Below are 16,101 nucleotides of genomic sequence, written 5' to 3'. Positions count from 1 at the left end.
GTGGTAAGGAGTGTTTTGTGTGTGGTTGTTCCCTTTGTGGAGGAAGGTTTCCCCCACGTGGGGGTTTTTAACCACCACAACCCCTGTGTGGGTATCTCCTTCTTCCCCCCCCCCCCCCCCCCAAGGCGGCCTGGAAGGCGCTAGAGGATCACCTTGGCACGCCGCAACGTTTCAATCTGCTCGTCGCTGTACCCCAACTCCCCCAACACTTGATCCGTATGCTGCCCCAACGCCGCACCAATATGTTTCGGCTCCGGCAAGCCATCGGAAAACTTCAACGGACAAGCCATCTGCGCCTGACTCGACCCATCACCACGCGGCACCTGGGTCACCACTTCTCGCGCCTGCAACTGCGGATGCCGTACCGCTTCCCCAAGGCTGAGCACCGGCTCGACACAGGCATCCAGCTCGGAAAACAGCGCGCATAATTCAGCAAAGTCATGCTTTTCGAACTCAACCCTCAGCGCATCCTTGAGCTTTTTCTGCTGCGCCGGTTGCACCGACAGACCGAGGCTCGCCAGCTCCTCCAGCCCCAACGCTACACACAACTGCTTCATGAAACTCGGCTCCAGGCTGCCCACCGACAGCCAGCGCCCATCCCGCGAGCGGTAATAATCGTAGAAGCTGCCACCATTGAGCACCTGGTCCTCCCGCCCCGGTTCGACACCACAGGCCAGGTACCCGGCTCCGGCCATGGCGTTCAAGCTGAACGCGCAGTCGGTCATGCTCACATCCAGATGCTGCCCCTGCCCTGTTTGCTGCCGGGCGATCACCGCGGCCAACAGGCCGATCACGCCGTGAAGCGAGCCGCCAGCCACATCTGCCACCTGCGCGCCCAAGGGCAAAGGCCCCCCATCGGCGCGGCCGGTGTAGCTCGCCAGCCCGGCCAGCGCCAGGTAATTGATGTCGTGGCCGGCGCGGTCCTTGTAGGGACCGGTCTGGCCGTAACCGGTGATCGACACATAAATGAGCTTCGGATTGATCGCCTTCAAGGCTTCATAACCCAGGCCCAGCCGCTCCATGACTCCGGGACGAAACTGCTCCAGCACGATGTCGTAGTCCTGTAGCAACTGTTTGATCACCTCCAGCGCTTCGGGCTGTTTAAGGTCCAGCGCCAGGCTGCGCTTGTTGCGATTGAGGTAGGCGTGGCTGGCCGAAACACCTTGATCGTGGGGCGGCAGCACGCGCACCAGGTCCATGCGGGTCGGGGATTCGATGCGCAGCACCTCGGCGCCCATGTCCGCCAGCAACAACGAGGCGAAGGGCCCCGGCAGCAGTGTCGAGAAATCCAGAACCTTGAGTGATGCCAGTGGACCGAGCATGAATGTTCTCCCTTAACGATGCCCACAGCCTAGGCAGCCGATCGCTTTGCAGCAATCACCTTATGCGCCAGTGACGCTGACCGTTTCGCTCAAGTCGCAAACAATAAAAAACCCGCCGGAGCGGGTTTTTCACTACAACAAGACTTACTTGGCGTTCGTCGGGGTGGCCCCTTCGACATGGCCCAACACATCGTCTTTAGGTTCGTCGGCGATGCCGCGGCCGCCCGAGGCCAGCTCGGATTGCAATACATCAGTGTCCAGTTCCTTGGTCCACTTGGCCACAACGATGGTGGCAACGGCGTTACCGATCAGGTTGGTCAGGGCGCGGGCTTCGGACATGAAGCGGTCGATACCGAGGATCAGCGCCAGGCCGGCAACCGGCAGGTGGCCGACGGCAGACAGGGTGGCAGCCAGTACGATGAAGCCCGAACCGGTCACGCCGGCGGCGCCTTTGGAGGACAGCAGCAACACCACCAGCAGGGTGATCTGGTGGGTGATGTCCATGTGGGTGTCGGTGGCCTGGGCAATGAACACGGCCGCCATGGTCAGGTAGATCGCGGTACCGTCGAGGTTGAACGAGTAACCGGTCGGGATCACCAGACCCACCACGGATTTCTGCGCGCCCAGGCGCTCCATCTTGATCAGCATGCGTGGCAGCACCGATTCCGAAGAAGAAGTACCCAGCACGATCAGCAGTTCTTCACGGATGTAGCGGATCATTTTCAGCACGCTGAAACCGTGCATGCGGGCAATGCCGCCCAGTACGATCAGGATGAACAGCAGGCAAGTGATGTAGAAGCAGGCCATCAGTTGACCCAGTTGCACCAGCGAGCCGACACCGTAGGCACCGATGGTGAAGGCCATGGCACCGAAGGCACCGATTGGCGCGAGCTTCATGATCATGTTGATGATGTTGAACATCACGTGGGCGAAGCGATCGATGAAGTCCAGGATCGGCTTGCCGTAGGCACCCAGGCGATGCAGGGCGAAACCGAAGATCACCGAGAACATCAGCACTTGCAGGATGTCGCCCGTAGCGAACGCGCCAACGATGGTGGTCGGAATCACGTTCAGGAGGAAGCCAACGACGCTTTGATCAGCACCGGCCGCCACATACTGAGCGACTTTCGAAGCATCCAGCGTGGTCACGTCGATGTGCATGCCGTTGCCCGGTTGCACGACGTTGACCACTACCAGGCCGACCAACAGGGCGATGGTCGAAACGATTTCGAAATACAGAAGTGCGTAACCGCCCGTCTTGCCGACCGACTTCATGTCCTGCATGCCAGCAATACCGCTGACGACGGTGCAGAAGATGATCGGGGCGATGATCATTTTGATCAGTTTGATGAACCCGTCACCCAGTGGCTTTACCGCCACACCGAGCTGCGGATAGTAGTGACCGAGCAAGATACCGATGACAATTGCAACGATCACCTGGAAATACAGGGATTTGTACAGTGGCTGACGAGTCGTCATTGCAAAGTTCCTCAGGAGCGCGCGGTGACAACATCCATCTGTTGCCCTCACACCTCATTTGCGAACCCTCCTGCACTGGAGGGATTTGTTTTTTCGAGCTGCACGACGGCAAGCATCTGCCGGTTGTATCGCAAAGCCCGTGCCACCTTCCTTGAATTCCCTACAAGCCTTTTGATATCAGGGGTTGCAGGTTTTTACTTGTCTTTGAACAGCTACAACGAAGTGGCGGATTTCCGCCCTTCGACCAAAACACGTCCTGCAATTTGGCGGATATCCGCCTTGTTCGCCCGTTGAAACCACAGCTACCATCCGTCGCTCAATGGATGGATTTGCTTTTTATGCGCGAACGCACCATCGCTAGTCATTTCGCCCGTGCCGTCCTGCGCGGTGTGCAACGCAAGGGCTACGACTACTCGGGTCTGTTGCAGCAATTGGGGATCAGCCCCGAGTTGCTCGACGAGCCGCGGGCGCGCATTGCACCGGAGCAGTTCACCCAACTGATCCAGGCACTCTGGCTGGCACTGGACGACGAATACCTGGGGTTCGGACAAGCACCGAGTAAATCGGGCAGCTTCGCGATGATGTGCCATGCGGTGATTCATTGCCGCAATCTGGAGAAGGCACTCAAACGCGGCATATTGTTTTATAGCCTATTCCCTGGCGCCCCGCGCCTGACACTGACGCGCGAAGACGAAATGGTTCGCCTGAGCCTGGACGATTCGCCGCTCTGGGACCCGGACCATTTCCTCACTGAATATCTGCTGGTGATCTGGCACCGCTTCGGCAGCTGGCTGATCGGCCAGCGCATTCGTCTGGAGCAGGCCACGTTCAGCTATCCGCGCCCGGAACACGGGGCGGAATACGATTTGTTGTTCTCCTGCCCTTTGGTCTTCTCCTCAACAAAGAGTGCTACGGCGCAGAGCAGCCTGCTGTTTCACTGTCGTTACCTTGATATGCCGCTGCTGCAGGACGAGCGCACCCTCAGGCATTACCTTGAGCGCTCGCCGGCCGATCTGCTGGCGCGACCTGATGACGGCCACAGCCTGAGCAGTCGGTTGCGGCATCTACTCAGTCGCGACAGCTCCCCCTGGCCAGACCTGGAAGCCGTGGCCGCGCACCTGCACATCAGCCCACAGACACTGCGTCGGCATCTGCGTGAAGAAGGCACCAGTTTTCAGGAGTTGAAAGACCAGTTGCGCCGCGACATTGCGATCTATCATCTGAGCCGCAATGACCTGCCCTTGCAGCAGATCGCCGAACAGCTGGGGTTCTCCGAGCCTTCGGCGTTTCATCGGGCGTTCAAGAAGTGGACGGGGCTGACGCCGGGGGCTTATCGAGCGCAGGAGAGTTGAGATTTGCGGTGAATGGACCGGCCCCTTCGCGAGCAGGCTCGCTCCCACAGTGGACTTCCAAGCGACGCCAATCCAATGTGGGAGCGAGCCTGCTCGCGAAGAGGCCAGGGAGAACACAATCCATTCAGGATCAAACCACCGGAAACTGAATCCTGAACGCCGCACCGCCCATGGGTGAATCCCCCAGGGTCAGCTTGGCGCTGTAACTTTCGATGATGTCCTTGACCACCGCCAGACCAATGCCCTGCCCGGGATGCTGGCGATCCAGCCGCTCGCCTCTTTGCAGGATTCGCGCACGCTGGTCAGGCGGTACGCCGGGGCCGTCGTCCTCGACGCACAGTTCAATACCACTCAGCGTCTGCCGCACGCTGATGCGCACTTCGCCCAAGCACAGTCGATAGGCGTTCTCCAGCAGGTTGCCCATCATTTCAAGTAGAGCGCCCCGCTCGATCGGCACGTAACACTCTTCCGGCAGCTCTAGGGCTACCCGCACGCGCTTGTCGCGGTAGACCTTATCGAGCGTGTCGCACAAGCTTTGCAGCACCGGTCGCAAGCGCACCTGATGACGCACCAGACCGCTTTTGCGCAGGCTGGCGCGTTGCAATTGGTAGCTGATTTGCTGGCTCATGCGCTCGATCTGGGTTTGCAGCACCCAGGCCTGATCGCGATCTTCGGGGCGTTGCGCCATGTCTTCGCTGACACCCTGCAGCACCGCCAGCGGGGTTTTCAGGCTGTGCGCCAGATCGTCGAGGGAATCCCGGTAGCGACTGCGCTGTTCACGCTCGCTGTGCAGCAAGCGGTTCAGGGAGCCGGTCAGGCGCAGCAGTTCGCGGGGATGTTGCTCGCTGAGGCTTTCACGGGCACCACTTTCGATTTCATCCAGTTCCTGGCTGAGTCGACGCAATGCCTGCAAGCCCCAGGTCAGGCCGATCCAGAGCAGCGCCAGCAGCACCAGCAAGGCCGCGCCGAACCCCAGATAGAGGTTTTCCCGCAGACCTTCGAGGGTCTGTTCGTACTCGCGAACCGGTTGCAGCGCGACAATACTGAACGCCGCGCTTTTGCCGCCCAGCAGCTTGACCTCGACGTCATAGACGAAGAATTCCTGGCCATTGGCTTCGCTGATTCGCGCAAACTCGTTTCCGCGCCCGTCATAACGCGGTTTGTAATTGATGTGTTCTTCTTGCGTGGCCTTGGAGCGCCACACCAAGTGACCTTCACGGTCATAGATATAGCCGAGCAAACGACTGTCGGTGAGGTTGAAGCGTTCGTCGGGCAATTGCGCCGGCATCTGCAGGCTGTTGTTCTCCACCCGGGCGGCGGAGATCAGCGTCGTTACGTCGGATGCCAGGCGCTGCTCGATGGAATCCTGCAACGCCAGGCTGAATGCGCCCTGCATTGCCGGCAACAACGCCAGCATGAAAAACACCGCCAGCAGTGTGGCGGCGAGCATCAAGCGGACACGAAGAGAACGAATCAAGTGCAGCGCTCATTGAACAGGTAGCCGAGGCCGCGAACGGTATCGATCGGCTTGAATCCGGCGGTGCCCTCGAGTTTGCGTCGCAGGCGGCCGACCAGCACCTCGATCACGTTCGGATCACGCTCGTCGTCATCGGGGTACAACTGCTCCATCAAGCGGTCTTTAGCCACCACTTGCTGGTGATGGCGCATCAGGTACTCGAGGATGCGGTACTCGTAGGCCGTCAGCGCCAGCGGTTGATCGTCGAGGGATGCCTGCTTGCGATTGAGATCGAGCAACAACGGCCCGGCGACGATGGTCGACTGGGTGAAGCCGCTGGAGCGACGTAATAACGCATTGAGCCGGGCATCGAGCTCCTCGAACTGAAACGGCTTGACCACATAGTCGTCGGCGCCGGCCGCCAGGCCTTCGACCTTGTCCTGCCAATTGCCGCGCGCGGTGAGGATCAGGATTGGAAAAGCCTTGCCCCGCGAACGCAGCTGGCGAATCAGATCGAGGCCGCTCATGCCTGGTAAACCGAGATCGATCACCGCCAGGTCATGGTTGAACTGCTCGGTCTGATACAACGCCTCCTCGGCATTGGCCACGGACTCGACCACATGGCCGCTTTCCGTGAGGCGGGTTTGCAGGTGATGGCGCAACAGCGCTTCATCTTCGACGACCAGCAATTTCATAACATTCTCCTGCAACCCAACCACTCCAGAGGTACACGCTTCGACGGTCAATATCACGACTGCCTTGTGATAGCGGTCGGGCAAGACAAATCGTAGCGGCCCATGAGGTCTTCCTGACGAAGTTTAATGCCATTGTGCGAGACCGACACGGTGTCATACGTGGCGTAGTAACCGTTCTGCTGACTGTGTTGGGTCAGGTGCACGCCCCAGGCACTGTCATGAGCGACCAGACCGCCCACGCTCGAATATTTCAGGACGCCGGACTTTTTGACTTTATCGCCGGTCTGTCCAGCGACAAGCCTGAAGTTATCGTCGGTAGCGTGGGCGGCAACACTGACGCCCAGGACGGTGAACGCCAGAATCAGGTTTTTCAAGCCAGTCATAGGGAGTTACCTCATGCGCTGTTCGCTTTTTGGTAGCGGTGAGGTTACTGGTCCCGCCCTGAACTCCCCCTGAACGCAAACTGAACCTAAGCTGAATCATTCCGATCCGTGTGTTCCGACTGACATCAACAGGAGATCAAATCATGCGCGTGCTTCTCGCTTTCCTCTTGCTGGCCCTGAGCGGGCTCGGTCAAGCCGCCATCAAAACCCAGGAAATTCCCTACCAGAGTGCCGACGGTACGAAACTGATCGGCTATTACGCCTACGACGACGCGATCAAAGGCCAGCGTCCCGGTGTCGTGGTCGTCCATGAATGGTGGGGCCTCAACGACTACACCAAGCGCCGCGCCCGTGACCTGGCCGCTCTGGGCTACAGCGCCCTGGCTATCGATATGTATGGTGATGGCAAGAACACCGAGCATCCCAAGGACGCCATGGCATTCATGCAAGCCGCTATAAAAGACAGCGCAGCGTCCAGTGCACGCTTTCTGGCCGGGCTCGATTTGTTGAAGAAACAGCCGCAGACCGATCCGGACAAGGTGGCCGCCATCGGCTACTGCTTCGGTGGCGCCGTAGTGCTCAATGCGGCGCGCCAGGGTGTGCCGCTAGCCGGGGTGGTGAGTTTTCATGGCGCGCTGGCGACCAATGCGCCTGCAACACCGGGTAACGTAAAAGCGAAAATCCTGGTCGAGCATGGTGCGCTGGACAGCATGGTGACGCAGGAAAATGTTGCCGCCTTCAAAGCCGAGATGGACAAGGCCGGCGCCGACTATAAGTTCGTCAGTCTCGATGGCGCCAAGCACGGTTTCAGCAATCCCGACGCCGATCGCTTGAGCCATGGCGATCATGGGGGGCCGGACATTGGTTACAACAAAGCGGCCGATGAAAAGTCCTGGGCGGATATGCAGGCGTTTTTCAAAAAAATTTTCAGTTGAAGAGATAGCCCCTGTGTAGAGGGGCTTCTGTGGCGAGGGGATTTATCCCCTCGCCACAGAAGCTCCATGCCACTACCCAGCACCAAGACAACCCGGCAAAATGCCCGACATGAATTCTGCCCCCGCCCTGCCCGCCTGCTGTACCCCCCTCGATGCCCATTGGCCGCTGCCGATCGTTCTGCCCGATGCGGTGCTGTTGAGTACGCATTTCAATCCTTCGCAATTGCTTAGCGATGACTTCCAGCGCAGTGCCATCGAGGCGCCTGCGAGCATCCAGCGCTCCGTGGCCAAACGGCAGGCTGAGTTCCTCGCCGGACGGATTTGTGCCCGGGCGGCCTTGCAACAGCTGGAAGGACTGAGTGTCAGTCCGGCGATCGGCGAGGACCGGGCGCCAGTCTGGCCGGCGCATATCACTGGTTCGATCACCCACAGTACCGGTCGCGCCGCCGCCATCGTCGCGAAGAAAAACCATTGGCGCGGCTTGGGCATGGACCTGGAAAACCTGCTCAACGCCGAACGCGCCGAACGCCTGGCCGGGGAAATCCTCACCCCGCCCGAGCTTGCGCGCATGGCCGCCGGGCGTCGCGATCAACTGGCGCTGCTGGTGACACTGACCTTTTCGGTGAAGGAAAGCCTGTTCAAGGCGCTGTATCCGATCGTCCAGCAACGGTTCTACTTTGAACATGCCGAAGTGCTGGAATGGACCGAGGCGGGTGAGGTGCGGCTGCGATTGCTGACGGACCTGTCCAGTGAGTGGCGCAGCGGCACCGAGCTGGAGGCGCAGTTCGGAGTCAAGGATGGGCAGTTGTTGAGTCTGGTCAGTATCAAGGCCTGAAGAAATTCAGAGACCTTATTGGCCCCTTCGCGAGCAGGCTCGCTCCCTCTGGGAAATTGCACAGATCCAATGTGGGAGCGAGCCTGCTCGCGAAGACGGTGGGACATTCACTGCACATCTAAGCGCTTTTCATGATTCCTCGGCCAGCTCAAACTGAAACAAGCCCCGCCCAGGCTTTTGCTCTTGCCGATCAGCGCTCGACCTTCATGCCAATGGATGATGCGTCGAACAATGGACAAACCCAAGCCGTGCCCGCCAGAAGCTCGGGTGCGGCTGTCATCGAGGCGCAGGAACGGGGTGAAGATTTTCTCCCACGCGGCTTCCGGTACGCCTGGCCCATCGTCCTCGACATCCACACGACAGCGCTGTTGCCCCACCTGATAGCTGATGGTCACCCGTGATTGCGCATGGCGCATGGCGTTGCTGACGAGGTTCTGCAGCGCCCGGTGTAAGTAGCGTGGCTCGGCCTCGACCCAGGCATCGTCGCAATCGGCAGCTGACAGGCACAAGCCTCGCTGTACGTTGACGTCGGCGCGCAACGGCGCCAGCTCCTCGATCACTTGATCGACCAGCGCGTCCAGGTCGATACGTTGAAAGTTCAGCGCCGGAGAACCTTGCTCGAGCCGCGCATAGGTCAGCATCTCGTCCACTAGGCGGTCGAGATCCTCGATGTCGTGATCCATGCCTTCGCAGTATTTTTCCAGGGCTTGTGGAGTGGTGGCCGAACCGATCATTTCCAGGCCAAAGCGCAAACGTGCCACCGGCGTGCGCAATTCGTGGGACACGGCGCGCACCAGTTCACGCTGGATCGCCAGTAGCTGCTGCAAGTGCTCGGCCATGCCATTGAACGCCGACGCCAGCCGCCCCACGGAGTCCGCTCCGCGCGTCGGCACGCGGGTTTCCAGGCTGCCCTTGGCGATGCGCGTGGCCGCGGCTTCCAGACCGCGCAGGCGGCGTTCCAATTGGCGCACCAGCAGGTAGACGATCAAACCAATGAGGGTCAGGCCCAGCGCGGCGATCAGTACCAGCCACTCCGGCGGATAAGGATTCATCTGATACAACGGGCCGATTTCCAGCACCCATGGCGTACCGACCATGCCAGCGAACACCCGGATCGAATCACCGCCCTTGCCAAGTGCCATCACCGTATCGCCTTCGGTAATCCGACGACTCTGATCCTCGTCCATGTCGGCGTCCTGCACCGTGACCAGTCGCAAGTCGAAACCAAAGCCCTTGTCCTGCTTCAATTGCGCCAGACGCACCGGTTGCTCGCCCACCGGGTATCGCACCAGCTCGTCGACCAGCAGGTAAATCGTCGCCCGGGCCAATTGCTCACTGATCTGCTGCACTTCACCGGTGAGTACAAGCTGCTCCTTGTCGCTGACCAGGCGATAAACCTTGGCCGCATGCGGCCCGGTTTGCTCCACCAATGCCTGACCACGCAGCACACGGGTACGCTGGGTGAGGTCGAGGTCAGTCTCGTTGAAGGTTTTAAGCGCCAGCGGAATCCCCAGCAGCCGCTCCCATACCAGCAACGCCCGGTGGCGTTCGGTCTGGTTCATTGGTTGCAGATTGTCGGCCATCAGCGAAAACGTGCCGTGGGCCAGACGCTCGCGGTATTGCTCGCTGCGCACCTGGTTGAGCATGTGCAAGGCCAGCACGCCGAGCACCGCCACCAAAACGAGCGCAGCACACATGCCACCATAGATGCGCAGGAATATCGAGTTCACAGCGACGGATCTACGCAGGCTTCGGGAACAAACAGATAGCCTTTGCTACGGATGGTCTTGATCAACCGCGGGTGCTCCGGGTCATCTCCGATTTTCGGGCGGATACGGGAAATACGTACATCGATGGAGCGGTCCTGGCCGTCGTAACCGATGCCGCGCAATGCAGTGAAAATCTCTTCCCGGGACAGAATTCTCCCGGCATTGGCGACCAGCAGCCATAGCAGATCGAATTCGGCGCTGGTGAGTTCGATACCGTTGTCGTTCAGCCAGGCTTCACGTAAAGCATTGTCCACTACCAGCGGGCCGAACTGCAGACGCCGTTGTTTTTCCGCAGCGGGCTCCGGCGCCTCGCTGCGTCGCAAAAGGGCCTGGATGCGCGCCAGCAACAAACGCGGACGCACCGGTTTGCATACGTAGTCGTCTGCCCCCAGGTCCAGGCCGAGGATCTGATCGGTGTCATCGCTGCGCGCGGTGAGCATCAGGATCGGCCCGTCATAACGATCGCGGACCTTGCGGCAAATGCTCAGGCCGTCTTCACCCGGGAGCATCAGGTCGAGGATCACCAGGTCCGGTTGCTCCTTGATAATGCGCGTCGCCGCCAGTGCGCCATTGCCTTCGATCGACACGCGCAGGCCATTGGCTTCCAGGTAATCACGGGTCAGCTCGGCCAGACGCTGGTCGTCCTCGACAATCAATACCTGCCAAGCTTCTTGCTCCACGGATGACCTCTACTTGCCAATTACACTAATAAGGAAGGATCCACCCGTCTTTTTGTAATGATTGGGGTGGCTAAATTGCATACACACTGGCCGATTGTATAAACGTCGCCCGCACAGAACACAAGCCGGTAAATGCGTTCGGACACGGCCGTTTTTTGTGATAGGGTTCGCGCCCTTAAAAATCCGTCCGGCCGTTTTCGATCGTTGAAAAATGATGAAAAAAGGCCCGGTCCAGCAGCATCGCGGCCTACACGCCGATTCGCTCTTTCACACACAATTTACGCACAGGTTTATCCACAGGTAGTACGTTGCAATCCCCCCCTAAAACGCATTATCTTGTAGCCCAGCGCCAAAAAAACCCTAGATGTAGGGTTTCGCGCAAAAAACCAAACACAAACCGGACAGCAATTTCAAGCGCTTTTCTTGCCACGGTCCGGTTGAACCAAACGTAATTTCGAAAGACCAAACCGCGCGTGCGGATGGCTACTGTATTTCGGCCCAAAGCGGTGAAAACGGTACGGGTGTTGCAGTCCCAACTGTCACCTACAAGGACCCGGTCTCAGGCCCCCTCGGCGTGAGACCAAAGACTTCGGCATGGAAGCGGCGCCCCAATAGCACCCTTCCTACTGTCCCGAAGTTGTTATGCCCGGCATTGGCCGGTTGTAGTGCTTCAGGACGGAACGGTGGGCACCTCGATGGTGCCCAAACAAACATAGAGAACGTGGAGACACCCATGCAAACCGACACAACTCGCGAGAACCCGCAGGGCACCTTGCCGCCGGCCGCTGATTCGAATTCGGATCTGTCCGCCACCGCGCCTGGCCAACTGCGCGTGATCAAGCGTAACGGCACTGTCGTTCCTTACACCGATGACAAAATCACCGTCGCCATCACCAAAGCGTTTCTCGCAGTTGAGGGCGGCACCGCTGCCGCTTCGTCGCGAATCCACGACACCGTTGCCCGCCTGACCGAACAGGTCACTGCAACCTTCAAGCGTCGCATGCCATCGGGCGGCACCATCCACATCGAAGAAATCCAGGACCAGGTCGAACTGGCCCTGATGCGCGCCGGCGAGCAGAAAGTAGCCCGCGACTACGTGATCTACCGTGACTCCCGCGCCAAGGAGCGTGCTGCGCACACTCCGGCCGAGCAAGCGGTCAACGCTCACCCGTCGATCCGCATCACCCGCGCCGATGGCAGCCTGGCGCCGCTGGACATGGGCCGCCTGAACACCATCGTCACCGAAGCGTGCGAAGGCCTGGAAGAAGTCGACGGCGACCTGATCCAGCGCGAAACCCTGAAGAACCTGTACGACGGCGTGGCCCTGAACGACGTCAACACCGCCCTGGTGATGACTGCCCGTACCCTGGTCGAGCGTGAGCCGAACTACTCGTTCGTGACCGCCCGCCTGCTGATGGACACCCTGCGTGCCGAAGGCCTGGACTTCCTCGGCGTTGCCGAAAGCGCTACCCACCACGAAATGGCCGACCTGTACGCCAAGGCCCTGCCTGCCTACGTTGCCAAAGGTGTGGAATACGAGCTGCTGAACCCTGAGCTGGCCAACTTCGACCTGGAAAAACTGGGCAAGGCGATCAACCACGAGCGCGACCAGCAGTTCACCTACCTGGGCCTGCAAACCCTGTACGACCGTTACTTCATCCACAAGGATGGCGTGCGTTTCGAACTGCCGCAGATCTTCTTCATGCGCGTGGCCATGGGCCTGGCGATCGAAGAGAAAGACCGCGAAGCCCGTGCCATCGAGTTCTACAACCTGCTGTCGTCCTTCGACTACATGGCTTCGACGCCGACCCTGTTCAACGCCGGCACCCTGCGTCCACAGCTGTCGAGCTGCTACCTGACTACCGTGCCGGACGACCTGTCGGGCATCTACCACGCGATCCACGACAACGCCATGCTGTCGAAATTCGCCGGTGGCCTGGGCAACGACTGGACGCCGGTGCGTGCACTGGGCTCCTACATCAAGGGCACCAACGGCAAATCCCAGGGCGTCGTGCCGTTCCTGAAAGTGGTGAACGACACCGCCGTCGCCGTTAACCAGGGTGGCAAGCGCAAAGGCGCTGTGTGTGCCTACCTGGAAACCTGGCACATGGACATCGAAGAGTTCATCGAGCTGCGCAAGAACACCGGTGACGATCGTCGTCGTACCCACGACATGAACACCGCTAACTGGATCCCTGACCTGTTCATGAAGCGTGTCTTCGATGACGGCAAGTGGACCCTGTTCTCGCCATCGGAAGTGCCGGACCTGCACGACCTGACCGGCAAGGCCTTCGAAGAGCGCTACGAGTACTACGAAGCCCTGACCGAATACCCGGGCAAGATCAAGCTGTTCAAGACCATTCAGGCCAAAGACCTGTGGCGCAAGATGCTGTCCATGCTGTTTGAAACCGGCCACCCATGGCTGACCTTCAAGGACCCGTGCAACCTGCGCAGCCCGCAGCAGCACGTGGGCGTGGTCCACAGCTCGAACCTGTGCACCGAGATCACCTTGAACACCAACAAGGACGAGATCGCCGTTTGCAACCTGGGCTCGATCAACCTGCCGAACCACATCGTGAACGGCCAGCTTGATACCGCCAAGCTGCAACGCACCGTGAACACCGCCGTGCGCATGCTCGACAACGTGATCGACATCAACTACTACTCGGTGCCGCAAGCGAAGAACTCCAACTTCAAGCACCGTCCGGTCGGACTTGGCATCATGGGCTTCCAGGATGCGCTGTACCTGCAGCACATTCCTTACGGTTCCGACGCGGCCGTCGAGTTCGCCGACAAGTCGATGGAAGCGGTCAGCTACTACGCTATCCAGGCTTCCTGCGATCTGGCTGACGAGCGTGGCTCGTACGAGACGTTCCAGGGTTCGCTGTGGTCCAAAGGCATCCTGCCACTGGATTCGCAACAGATCCTGATCGAAGCCCGTGGCCAGAAGTACATCGATGTCGACCTGAACGAAACCCTGGACTGGGCACCGGTTCGCGCCCGTGTACAAAAAGGCATTCGTAACTCGAACATCATGGCCATCGCTCCGACCGCGACCATCGCCAACATCACCGGCGTATCGCAGTCGATCGAACCGACCTACCAGAACCTCTACGTGAAGTCGAACCTGTCGGGCGAATTCACCGTGATCAACCCGTACCTGGTTCGCGACCTCAAGGCTCGCGGTCTGTGGGATTCGGTCATGATCAACGACCTGAAGTACTACGACGGTTCCGTGCAACAGATCGAGCGCATTCCGGCAGAGCTCAAAGCGCTCTATGCCACTGCGTTTGAAGTGGACACCAAGTGGATCGTCGACGCGGCAAGCCGTCGTCAGAAGTGGATCGACCAGGCTCAATCGCTGAACCTGTACATCGCTGGCGCTTCGGGCAAAAAGCTGGACGTGACCTACCGTATGGCCTGGTACCGTGGCCTGAAAACCACCTACTACCTCCGTGCCTTGGCCGCGACCAGCACCGAGAAATCGACCATCAACACCGGCAAGCTGAACGCTGTCTCCGCCGGTGGCAACCATGGCGACGACTCGGTCCTGGCCGCTCCAGCCGGCCCCGCTCCAGTGCCGAAGGCCTGCGCCATCGACGAGCCGGATTGCGAAGCTTGCCAATAAGCTGAGCTGGCAGGCGCTGAAAGGCGCCCGACCTGAAACCCCCGATCAGTCCTCTGGATTGTCGGGGGTTTTCTTTTGCGCGCCTTTTGTAGGAGCCGGCTTGCTGGCGATCCAGGCACCGCGGTCAACCAGACGAACGCGTAATCGTTCAACGCCAGCAAGCCGGCTCCTACAAGATTGAAGTTTTTGTATCGACCATAAAAAAACCCCTCTTTCGAGGGGCTCTTTATGCAGCACTGCCAGGCATCAAGTCATCTGAATGATGGTCTGCATGATGGTGCTCTGGGTGGAGATGGTCTTGGCGTTTGCCTGGTAGTTGCTCTGCGCCTTGATCAGGTCGACCAATTCGTTGGTCACGTTGACGTTGGACTCTTCCAGGGAGTTGGAAGCGATCGAGCCCAGAGTGCCGGTTTCAGGTGCATCGTAGCCAGGAATACCCGACGCGTACGTTTCTTTCCAGCTGGTGCCGCCTACAGGCTGCAGACCTTGTTCGTTGGTGAAGCTGGCCAATGCCAGCTGACCGATCGGCTTGGTCTGATTGTTGCTGAAGTTGGCCAGGAACACGCCACTACCGTCGATGGTCAGGTTGGTGATCTGGCCAGTGGCGTAACCGTTCTGCGCTGGAATCGAACGCGCGGTATCGGCGTTGAACTGGGTGGTGTTGGACATGGCGATGGTCACGCCCGCCGGGTCAGCGGCGGCACCGTTGGCTGCCCATACACCGTTGGTCACTTTGCCCGGAGTCCAGTTAGTGATTTTCAAATCAGGACTAACGATTGGGGCGCCTGGCGGGTTCGGTGTACTGACCGAAACCAGCTTGCCGCTGGTATCAAAGGACATGGTCGACGCGACCGGCGGGGTTGCCGCGGCAGTAGGATCGCTGCCATCCGGGTTGCGACCATCGATCAGGGTGTAGGTGTCCCAGGTATTAGGCCCTGTTTTGACCATGTATTGGTCCATGGTGTGCTGGTTACCCTGAGTATCGAAAATCGGGGTACTGAACTGCTTGGTGAAGGATGTTGTCTTGCTCGGGTCGAATGGGTTAGCAACCACATCGATCACGTCAGCCGTAGAGTTCAGGTTGATCGTCGACGAAACCGATGTGGTGGATTTCGGTGCCAGGTTAGAGGTGTCAATGCGCAGGTCAGTCAGTACGCCATTGACGATCTTGCCGTTGGCATCCACACCATAACCTTGCAGGCGCGCGGTACCGTCGGTGTTGGTAACAAAGCCATCCTTATCGACCTTGAACGTACCGGCACGGCTGTAGGACAGCGAACCATTGTTGTTCAGCACGAAGAAGCCGGAGCCGTTGATGCCCATGTCCAGTACGTTGCCGGTGTTGCTGATATCGCCCTGGGTGAACTGCTGGGAAACGTTGGCCAGGCGGACACCGTTACCGACAGTCTTGCTGCCCGCCCCCAATTTGGTCGCGGAGTACACGTCTTCGAATTCCGCGCGAGACGATTTGAAACCGACGGTCGCCACGTTGGCGATGTTATTGCCGGTCACGTCCAGTTGCTTGTTGGCTGCATAGAGACCGCTAAGGCCGATGTTGAAAGACATA

General features: G+C 59.4%; 11 protein-coding genes and 1 pseudogene. 4 read left to right on the top strand and 8 right to left on the bottom strand.

Annotation, left to right across the window (positions count from 1 at the left end; translation table 11 throughout):
• Positions 1-140 precede the first annotated feature (140 nt).
• Both ACSFE6_RS24130 and ACSFE6_RS24125 read right to left on the bottom strand, forming a co-directional pair.
• Complete coding sequence (locus ACSFE6_RS24130) at positions 141-1,322, bottom strand: CaiB/BaiF CoA transferase family protein (protein WP_435429935.1); 1,182 nt, start codon at positions 1,320-1,322, stop codon at positions 141-143.
• 144 nt (positions 1,323-1,466) lie between these two features.
• Positions 1,467-2,801, bottom strand: coding sequence for a dicarboxylate/amino acid:cation symporter (locus ACSFE6_RS24125; RefSeq protein WP_435429934.1), 1,335 nt, complete (start codon positions 2,799-2,801; stop codon positions 1,467-1,469).
• 338 nt (positions 2,802-3,139) lie between these two features.
• On the opposite strand from ACSFE6_RS24125, the gene ACSFE6_RS24120 reads away from it, so the two are divergent.
• The gene (locus ACSFE6_RS24120) at positions 3,140-4,153 is read left to right on the top strand and encodes an AraC family transcriptional regulator (RefSeq protein WP_435429933.1); all 1,014 of its coding nucleotides are present in this window, start codon (positions 3,140-3,142) and stop codon (positions 4,151-4,153) included.
• A 130-nt stretch (positions 4,154-4,283) separates the two neighbouring features.
• Here the strand turns inward: ACSFE6_RS24120 and ACSFE6_RS24115 are convergent, their stop codons facing one another.
• The 3 genes and pseudogenes from ACSFE6_RS24115 to ACSFE6_RS24105 all read right to left on the bottom strand — a co-directional run.
• Complete coding sequence (locus ACSFE6_RS24115; protein ID WP_435429932.1) at positions 4,284-5,630, bottom strand: ATP-binding protein; 1,347 nt, start codon at positions 5,628-5,630, stop codon at positions 4,284-4,286.
• On the bottom strand, positions 5,627-6,304 hold the full coding sequence (locus ACSFE6_RS24110; RefSeq protein WP_435429931.1) for a response regulator: 678 nt from the start codon (positions 6,302-6,304) through the stop codon (positions 5,627-5,629). Before ACSFE6_RS24110 ends, ACSFE6_RS24115 begins: the two co-directional genes overlap by 4 nt.
• 77 nt (positions 6,305-6,381) lie before the next feature.
• Positions 6,382-6,687: pseudogene (locus tag ACSFE6_RS24105) on the bottom strand (hypothetical protein); the annotation flags it as partial.
• Between the two features lie 143 nt (positions 6,688-6,830).
• Here ACSFE6_RS24105 and ACSFE6_RS24100 point away from each other — a divergent pair.
• Together ACSFE6_RS24100 and ACSFE6_RS24095 are read left to right on the top strand one after the other, a co-directional pair.
• Positions 6,831-7,622, top strand: coding sequence for a dienelactone hydrolase family protein (locus tag ACSFE6_RS24100; protein WP_435429930.1), 792 nt, complete (start codon positions 6,831-6,833; stop codon positions 7,620-7,622).
• Between the two features lie 109 nt (positions 7,623-7,731).
• Positions 7,732-8,457, top strand: coding sequence for a 4'-phosphopantetheinyl transferase family protein (locus ACSFE6_RS24095; protein WP_435429929.1), 726 nt, complete (start codon positions 7,732-7,734; stop codon positions 8,455-8,457).
• Positions 8,458-8,564: 107 nt separating this feature from the next.
• Here ACSFE6_RS24095 and ACSFE6_RS24090 read toward each other — a convergent pair whose 3' ends face one another.
• Both ACSFE6_RS24090 and ACSFE6_RS24085 read right to left on the bottom strand, forming a co-directional pair.
• The gene (locus ACSFE6_RS24090) at positions 8,565-10,187 is read right to left on the bottom strand and encodes an ATP-binding protein (protein ID WP_435429928.1); all 1,623 of its coding nucleotides are present in this window, start codon (positions 10,185-10,187) and stop codon (positions 8,565-8,567) included.
• The gene (locus ACSFE6_RS24085) at positions 10,184-10,906 is read right to left on the bottom strand and encodes a response regulator (protein ID WP_435429927.1); all 723 of its coding nucleotides are present in this window, start codon (positions 10,904-10,906) and stop codon (positions 10,184-10,186) included. The genes ACSFE6_RS24090 and ACSFE6_RS24085 overlap by 4 nt, the downstream gene beginning before the upstream one ends.
• 733 nt (positions 10,907-11,639) lie before the next feature.
• Between ACSFE6_RS24085 and ACSFE6_RS24080 the strand changes: the two genes are divergently transcribed.
• A complete protein-coding gene (locus ACSFE6_RS24080; RefSeq protein ID WP_435429926.1) occupies positions 11,640-14,534 on the top strand; it encodes a ribonucleoside-diphosphate reductase subunit alpha in 2,895 nt (964 codons plus the stop codon).
• A gap of 246 nt (positions 14,535-14,780) precedes the next feature.
• On the opposite strand, the gene flgE is transcribed toward ACSFE6_RS24080, so the two are convergent.
• Complete coding sequence (flgE, locus tag ACSFE6_RS24075; protein WP_435429925.1) at positions 14,781-16,100, bottom strand: flagellar hook protein FlgE; 1,320 nt, start codon at positions 16,098-16,100, stop codon at positions 14,781-14,783.
• Between the last annotated feature and the right edge of the window lies 1 nt (position 16,101).

This window comes from Pseudomonas baetica, assembly GCF_051216495.1.
GTDB classification, from domain to species: Bacteria; Pseudomonadota; Gammaproteobacteria; order Pseudomonadales; family Pseudomonadaceae; genus Aquipseudomonas; species Aquipseudomonas baetica_B.
The sequence above is the reverse complement of the archived record's forward strand: the minus strand, read 5'-3'. Positions and strand labels throughout refer to the sequence as shown.

Excerpts from the sequence above, each read along its gene's own strand:
- ACSFE6_RS24130 (WP_435429935.1), bottom strand. The coding sequence starts at position 1,322 with ATGCTCGGTCCACTGGCATCACTCAAGGTTCTGGATTTCTCGACACTG.
- ACSFE6_RS24125 (WP_435429934.1), bottom strand. The coding sequence starts at position 2,801 with ATGACGACTCGTCAGCCACTGTACAAATCCCTGTATTTCCAGGTGATC.
- ACSFE6_RS24120 (WP_435429933.1), top strand. The coding sequence starts at position 3,140 with ATGCGCGAACGCACCATCGCTAGTCATTTCGCCCGTGCCGTCCTGCGC.
- ACSFE6_RS24110 (WP_435429931.1), bottom strand. The coding sequence starts at position 6,304 with ATGAAATTGCTGGTCGTCGAAGATGAAGCGCTGTTGCGCCATCACCTG.
- ACSFE6_RS24100 (WP_435429930.1), top strand. The coding sequence starts at position 6,831 with ATGCGCGTGCTTCTCGCTTTCCTCTTGCTGGCCCTGAGCGGGCTCGGT.
- ACSFE6_RS24095 (WP_435429929.1), top strand. The coding sequence starts at position 7,732 with ATGAATTCTGCCCCCGCCCTGCCCGCCTGCTGTACCCCCCTCGATGCC.
- ACSFE6_RS24080 (WP_435429926.1), top strand. The coding sequence starts at position 11,640 with ATGCAAACCGACACAACTCGCGAGAACCCGCAGGGCACCTTGCCGCCG.
- flgE (WP_435429925.1), bottom strand. The coding sequence starts at position 16,100 with ATGTCTTTCAACATCGGCCTTAGCGGTCTCTATGCAGCCAACAAGCAA.